This is a genomic window from Trinickia sp. (genome assembly GCF_035492435.1).
Lineage (GTDB): Bacteria > Pseudomonadota > Gammaproteobacteria > Burkholderiales > Burkholderiaceae > Trinickia.
In genome coordinates this window covers 1-6,182 of record NZ_DATJJF010000151.1, presented here as the reverse complement: position 1 = coordinate 6,182, position 6,182 = coordinate 1, and the positions used below count along the sequence as shown (strand labels likewise).

The 6,182-nt window shown below is 60.3% G+C and carries 7 protein-coding genes; all 7 read right to left on the bottom strand.

Annotation, left to right across the window (positions count from 1 at the left end; all coding sequences use genetic code 11):
• Window positions 1-1,267, bottom strand: a 1,267-nt coding sequence (locus VL598_RS11465) for an amidase family protein (protein ID WP_325326839.1), incomplete at its 3' end; no start/stop codon positions are given.
• Between the two features lie 221 nt (window positions 1,268-1,488).
• The gene (locus tag VL598_RS11460; RefSeq protein ID WP_325326838.1) at window positions 1,489-2,151 is read right to left on the bottom strand and encodes a cupin domain-containing protein; all 663 of its coding nucleotides are present in this window, start codon (window positions 2,149-2,151) and stop codon (window positions 1,489-1,491) included.
• A 31-nt stretch (window positions 2,152-2,182) separates the two neighbouring features.
• Window positions 2,183-2,884, bottom strand: coding sequence for an urea carboxylase-associated family protein (locus VL598_RS11455; protein ID WP_325326837.1), 702 nt, complete (start codon window positions 2,882-2,884; stop codon window positions 2,183-2,185).
• 123 nt (window positions 2,885-3,007) lie between these two features.
• Complete coding sequence (locus tag VL598_RS11450) at window positions 3,008-3,859, bottom strand: amino acid ABC transporter ATP-binding protein (RefSeq protein ID WP_325326836.1); 852 nt, start codon at window positions 3,857-3,859, stop codon at window positions 3,008-3,010.
• A complete protein-coding gene (locus VL598_RS11445; protein ID WP_325326835.1) occupies window positions 3,856-4,509 on the bottom strand; it encodes an amino acid ABC transporter permease in 654 nt (217 codons plus the stop codon). Before VL598_RS11445 ends, VL598_RS11450 begins: the two co-directional genes overlap by 4 nt.
• A gap of 21 nt (window positions 4,510-4,530) precedes the next feature.
• A complete protein-coding gene (locus tag VL598_RS11440) occupies window positions 4,531-5,193 on the bottom strand; it encodes an amino acid ABC transporter permease (protein ID WP_325326834.1) in 663 nt (220 codons plus the stop codon).
• Between the two features lie 41 nt (window positions 5,194-5,234).
• Window positions 5,235-6,092 carry a transporter substrate-binding domain-containing protein gene (locus VL598_RS11435; RefSeq protein WP_325326833.1) on the bottom strand — a complete coding sequence of 286 codons (858 nt, stop codon included), beginning with the start codon at window positions 6,090-6,092 and terminating at the stop codon, window positions 5,235-5,237.
• Between the last annotated feature and the right edge of the window lie 90 nt (window positions 6,093-6,182).

Below are 6,182 nucleotides of genomic sequence, written 5' to 3'. Positions count from 1 at the left end.
CATCGAGACGGTTGTCGGCCATGATCTTCTGGACTTGTGCGCGCGTCTTGGCATCACGTTCCAGGCGCACCTTGTAGTCCTGCTCCGACATGCCGTCCTTATAGGCAAGGGAAGCTTTCAAGAAGCCATCGAGTGCCGCGTGATAGAACTGGCCGCTCGCGTAGATCTGCGCGACCGACTTGGCAGGCGCGTTCGGCATCGTCGTTGCGAGGTAGCGATTCATCACTGTCACGAACTCGTACTTCTGGACGTCGTTGTCGGCATTGAGCTTGTCCGAGTCCAGCTCGGGTGCGTTGATATCGACGAGCGTCGCACCGGCGTTCTTGATGGCAGCCAATGCCTGATCCATCACGGCATTCACGGGCTGATCATCGGCACTCGAGCCGAACATGACACGCAAGACGCCGATGCGTTTTCCCTTCAGCGCGTCAGCGTGCAGTGAAGCAACGTAATTCGGATGCGCATGACCTTTGGTCTCTGGATCGGCCGGGTCGGCGACCGCCATGACCTGCAGCATCGTGGCGACATCCACGACATGGCGGCCTAGCGGGCCGATTGCATCTTGCGTGCTCGATACCGGCATGATGCCGCTCAAGCTCAGAAGACCATGCGTCGGACGAAAGCCTACGAGTGAATTAGCCGATGCGGGCGAGCGCACGGAGTTCACCGTATCCGAGCCCGTACCGGCCATCGCGAGGTTCGCCGCCAGCGACACACCCGTGCCTCCGCTCGAACCACCGGGCGTGCGCGTGAGATCGTACGGATTCAGTGTCTGGCCGCCCAGTGAGCTCACCGTGGTGCCACCCAGCGCGAACTCCTGCATGTTCGCCTTGGCCAGAACGATGGCGCCCGCCGCGCGCAAACGCGATACCACAAAGGCATCCTTCGCCGGCTGCGCGCCCTTGAGCGACAACGATCCACCCGTCGTCGGCAAATCGGCCGTGTTGTAGTTGTCCTTCAACACGACCGGCACACAATGCAGCGGCCCAACCGGGCCCGTCTTCGCGAAAGCGGCATCGAGCTTATCGGCCGTGGTCAGCGCATTGGGATTGAGCGTGAGAATGGAATCCAGCTTCGGACCTTGCTTGTTATACGCAGCAATGCGATCCAAATAAGTCTGGACTAGCGCGTGACAGGTCAAGCTGTGATCGCGGAACGCCTGCTCCAGCTGCGGAATCGTCGCCTCTTCCACTTTGAAATTAGAGGCGAAAGCGGGCGTGGCCAGCGCGGAAAACAATGCGGCCGTAGCTAAAAAGCGACTTCTCATCGTGAATATCAAAAAAAGAAACGTTCTTTGTGGCGCACTCTTAAAGCGCGCCTCTTATTACCAGCATCAGCTAATCCCTGAGCATAGGTCTCAAGGCTAGCTGTCCTGCTATTGGCGAGCGTCGAGATTCACGCATGTCGACACAAACGTGAAAGCCGAAATGCCAACAAAATGCGGCCACTGCATGTGAGTGCGGTCTGTACCCATCAAGCAGATTCCTGCTAGAAAGTCGGCGGCGTATTGACCCAAAGCACGCGAGTGATTGCCTTGCCGGGGTTGCGATAACTGTGCGGCACCGTACTCGGGAAGTGGAATGAATCGCCGGGTTGCAGGAGGTAGACCGTTTCGCCGAGTGTCAGCTCCAGTTCGCCTTCGATCACATACCCCAATTCCTCGCCGACATGGCTGATCTGCTCGTCGCTGCTCGCGCGCGGCTCGATGACATAGATGTCGCCTTGCAGCAATCGCCCCGGACCTGGCACAACGAGCCGCTCGAGCCGGATCGATTCGTGCTTGCTCGTCGACGGAAAAACCACGGTCGGCCGTTCGTTCGCGCGCTGCACAGGCGATGTATTGACCTCGGGCCCCGCGAGCAACGCGGCTATGTTCGTCGATAGCGCCAGCGCGATACGGTGCAGCGTAGCGAGCGACGGCGTGGCATGCCCGCCCTCCACTTTCGACAGCAGACTCTCTGAACAGCCCGCCTGCTCGGCCAACGCCTTCAGGGTGAGTTGCCGCACGAGGCGCGCGTGCTTGAGCCGCACGCCGAGCGATTCGCTGCCGCTCGGCTGTACGGTCGTGTGCGCGGCGCGCCGCGTGGGCGATGCGGCGTCGCGATCGCCTGATACACCACGAGCAGGAGAAAGAGATTTTCTGGTGGCCACGGCGAGTAGATGTCGTCAAGTGCAGCGATGGTCAGGCAAGCACGGTGAATTCGACTTCGAGAGGATTCAGGGCGTTGATGGGCACGATATCCTGCGGGCACGCAGACATCACAACGATACAGTCCATCGTGGCCTTCATATCGACGTAGTCCCCTGCCTTCGATACCGGCGGCAGCCAGTCGATCGTGTAATCGGGCTTGATCGGAATGTTCATCCACAGATTGAACGGCTGCGGCACTTCGCGTGCACGCAGGCCGATCGCCTTCAACGCGAGACGCAGATTGTCCGCACAGTTGTCGTGATAGCCCTCGACACCCAGGTTACGGTAGCGATAGAGATCGCAAGCTGCGATGAGGGTATCGTGCACGCCCGGCGACGTATCGACGACGAGCTCTGCAATCGGGCGACGATGATTCGTAACGAGCGGATCGCCCGGCTGCGGAATGACCTTGTCGAGATAAGCGCGCGTGTGCTCGAACGACAAGAATTCGTCCATGTGCGCCGCATTGAAAATCCAGGTGTCGCACACCTGCGTGCCGTGCGGATTGGCGATGCGAATGGTCTGGCCCGCTTTGACCCGCACCGCGCGGCCGCAGCGTGCGGGCACCGTATAGGTCTTGCCGAGTTCGGGCGTGCCGTCAGCAGAAATCGGTTCCTGCAGCGTCGCGTTTCGCCCCAGCTCCGTGCCGTTATCGTGCGCATGCAGCGTGTCGGTATTCAGGGTGCTCATCATTTCTCCTTGGTCAAGATTGATTGTTGCATCGGGGTACGAGGCAATGTGCCTCGTACGCGTCCCTAGTGGGAGGCCGTCGCCTTCGGCCCTTTCGAATGCGGCGCTGTCACACTCCCATAGCCGTCAATGCGAAACGTTTCCCACTTCGACACCCGCGCTCGCACTCGTCATGCATGCCGTCGTGGTAGCAAAGGGCAGACTGCGGTCGAGCCAGGGCTTGAGGAATTGTTGCAATCGTTGCGTGCGGCTGTTGCCGAACAGTTGCGCGGGCGAACCCGATTCGACGATTTGGCCCGCTTCCATGAACACGACCTTGTCCGATATCTTGGCCGCGAAGCTCATTTCATGCGTCACCATCACCATCGTCATGCCGTCCTGGGCGAGCGAGCGGATAACGCTCAACACTTCCTCCACCCGCTCGGGATCGAGCGCCGAAGTCGGCTCGTCGAGCAGCATCACCTCCGGCTCGACAGCCAGCGCACGTGCGATACCGACGCGCTGTTGCTGCCCCCCACTCAGTTGGCTCGGGTAGGCCGCCGCCTTATGCTCGAGCCCGACTCGCTCGAGTGCCGCCAGCGCTTTGCTTTGCGCTAAAGCCTTGCTCATCTTTTTCGACAACAAGAGCGGTGCAGTCACATTAGCGAGCACCGTCATGTGTGGCCAAAGATTGAATTGCTGAAACACCATGGCCACCGGCCTGCGCACTTCGGCAAGGCTGGCTTCGCTGTCGCGGTCACGCGACGTGCGGCCGGAAGACCGATAGCCGAGCAGTTGGCCCTTGATCCAGACCTCCCCTTCGTCATACGCCTCGAGGAAGTTCATGCAGCGCAACGCCGTGGTCTTTCCCGAGCCTGACGGGCCGATCAGCGTCACGATTTCACCGCGCATCACGTCGAGGTCAATGCCTTTGAGCACACGGTTTCCGCCGTACGATTTGCCGACGGCGCGAAGCTGCAGGATAGGTAGCGAACTCATGACGTCTTCCGCAGAAAGGGGATGCTCGCCGTTGCGCGCTTCGCCAGCAACGCGACGGCTTGTGTCATTAGCCAGTAGCACGCAATGAGCATCGCGTACGGGCCGATGTAGGTATAAGTCGATGCGACGATGTCGCTTGCGGTCATCGTCAGTTCGGGCACCGTGATGATCGAGGCGACCGCGCTTTCCTTGATGACGAGGATCACCTGATTCGCAAGCAACGGCAGAATAAAGGCGAGCGCCTGCGGCAACTCGATCGCGCGAAATGCCGCCCATCGTCCGATACCGAAGGCGCGTGCAGCCTCGAGCTGACCACGGGGAATGCTCCCCCAGCCCGCACGGAAGATTTCGGCGAAGTAGGCCGCGGAATAACAGCCTAGCGAGACAATCGTCGCCTGCACGGCAGTCATCGTGAAACCGATGACTGCCAGCCCGAAGTAGACGAGCAGCAGTTGCGACAGATAGGGCGTGCCGCGCACGAGCCAGACATAGAAACGATAGGGGTAAGCCAGTGCGCGTGGAAAGGCAATGCGCAGCGTATGAAGCGCGAAGCCGCCGACGAGGCCCAGCAACGCGGCAACAACGCTGACCTCTAGCGTTACGAGCATGGCCACACCAAAGCGCGGTGCGAGCTGAAGCAATGCGTTCATGATGTTCGCCGATCCTTTGCCTCAGGCGCGCTTGGCGATGTGCCGCTCATAGCCGCGTGCCGCGAGCGAGAGCAGCGTTGTGATCGCCAGATAGAACAGGCCGGCCATCGTATAAACCTCGAGCGGCCGATAAGTGGCCGAGGAGAGTTGCTGGCCGACGCGCATCAGATCGGTAACGGCAATCACCGAGACGACGGCCGACGCCTTCACGATATCGATCATCTCCGAGACAAGCGCGGGCAACGTCGCCGCGATCACCTGCGGCACTTCGATGTGCCAGAGCGTTTGCCGCCGCGTAAGCCCGAGCGTGCTGGCCGCTTCAAGCTGCCCGCGCGGAATCGAACGAAAACCTGCCCCCAGAATCTCGGATTGATATGCCGCCGTGTTCATCGACAATCCGATCGCCGCTGCAACGAAGCCAGGCCACGTGAAGCCAAGCGCCGAAGGCACGTAGTAAAAGAGCAGCAGCTGCGCGAGCACGGGCGTACCGCGAAAGAGACTCACGTATACGCGCGCGGCACCTCTGAGCAGGCGACTTTCATTCACCGACATCATGTACACAAAGATGCCGGCGAAAAATCCGCAGACGACGGCCACGACCGACAGCCACAGCGTCGTCAGCGCGCCGTCCACAAATTGCGGCACATAGCCCGCGCAGCGGGTGAGGAGGTCAGAGTCGATCATGTCGTCTTGATTTGCAGCGGGCGGATCAAGAGCCGGATGCTTTAGATCGTGGGTTCGGGCAAAGCGTCCGAAGGCACATCCATCGTCGTGCCGAACCACTTTTGCTGCAGCTTCTTCATGGTGCCGTCGCGGTTCGCGCGTGCGATGCCGTCGCTGAAGAGCTTCAAGAGCGTCGCGCTATCCGCGTCCTTGCGCGCAACCCAGGCGAAGTACGTCTTCGGGCCGATCGTCTGCGGCATGACAGCAAACACCCCCGGGCGCGATTTCAAGAGCGGCCCGAGGTTGGAGATCGCTTGCGCGACGCCGTCGAGGCGACCCAACGCCAAGTCGGCATAGGCTTCGTCGAACGAGACGTATTGCTTGATGTTGACGCCCGCACCGCCCGCAGCCTTGAGCTTCTTGTCCATTGCAATCAACGCCTGCAACTGCCCGGAGCCGGTTTGCGAGCCGACCGTCTTGCCGTTCAGATCATTGGGCGTCTTGATCGACGACGTTTCGTTCGCACGCAAGAGAATGCCCGTTGTGGCATCGGCGACAGGCAGCGTGAACGCGAAGTGGCTTGCACGATCCTTGTTGACGGTGACGGCCGTCACGATCATGTCGAAGCGCTTTGCGTCGAGGCCGGGAAGCAGGCCCTGGAACGGCAAGTCGAGCTGCTTCACCTTCGCTTCGGGCAGCGATTTGAGCACGTACTGCATGAGATCGACGTCATAGCCGACGATCTTGCCGCTATCGACATACTCGAACGGAGCAAACCGCGCCTCCGTACCAACGACGATTTCCTTGTTCGCTTTCACGCGCGTGAGCAGATCGTTGGTTTGGGACCAGCCGGGCACGGCCGTCATAAGCGAGCATGCGCCGGCGAAGGACAAAAGCAGAGTACGGAACGGCATTTTCATGATGCTTCCTTTGGCGTGCGGCCGACTTTAAAGGTTAGCGAAGGAGATTCAAGTTAGTTGAATAGTCTTCACTAAGCATGAAGCGTACCA

Excerpts from the sequence above, each read along its gene's own strand:
- VL598_RS11455 (WP_325326837.1), bottom strand. The coding sequence starts at position 2,884 with ATGATGAGCACCCTGAATACCGACACGCTGCATGCGCACGATAACGGC.
- VL598_RS11450 (WP_325326836.1), bottom strand. The coding sequence starts at position 3,859 with ATGAGTTCGCTACCTATCCTGCAGCTTCGCGCCGTCGGCAAATCGTAC.
- VL598_RS11445 (WP_325326835.1), bottom strand. The coding sequence starts at position 4,509 with ATGAACGCATTGCTTCAGCTCGCACCGCGCTTTGGTGTGGCCATGCTC.
- VL598_RS11440 (WP_325326834.1), bottom strand. The coding sequence starts at position 5,193 with ATGATCGACTCTGACCTCCTCACCCGCTGCGCGGGCTATGTGCCGCAA.
- VL598_RS11435 (WP_325326833.1), bottom strand. The coding sequence starts at position 6,092 with ATGAAAATGCCGTTCCGTACTCTGCTTTTGTCCTTCGCCGGCGCATGC.